A 327-nucleotide genomic window follows, 5' to 3' on the forward strand; every position below is an offset into this window, starting at 1 on the left:
AACATATTTATGAGTTTTTGAAATCTCAAGGGGCAAGTCCCCAAGCCATTGCGGCAATTTTAGGAAATTGGTCGGTAGAGTCTTCTATTAATCCTAAACGAGCTGAAGGAGATTATTTATCTCCTCCTGTTGGCGCTACCGATTCCTCATGGGATGATGAAAGCTGGTTAGCGATTGGAGGTCCAGCCATTTATAGTGGTGCTTATCCTAATATTCTTCATAGAGGTCTAGGTTTAGGGCAATGGACAGATACCGCAGATGGTTCAACACGTCATACAGCTTTATTGAATTATGCACATATCAAAAATAAGAAGTGGTATGATTTAG

General features: G+C 40.4%; 1 protein-coding gene. It reads left to right on the forward strand.

Annotated features, from left to right (window positions below; all coding sequences use genetic code 11):
* On the forward strand, positions 1–327 hold a 327-nt coding region (locus tag L0M85_RS09900), incomplete at both ends, for a phage tail tip lysozyme (RefSeq protein WP_238656945.1).

Origin of the sequence: Streptococcus sp. DFI.7.26, from assembly GCF_022240605.1 — a bacterium.
Lineage (GTDB): Bacteria > Bacillota > Bacilli > Lactobacillales > Streptococcaceae > Streptococcus > Streptococcus xiaochunlingii.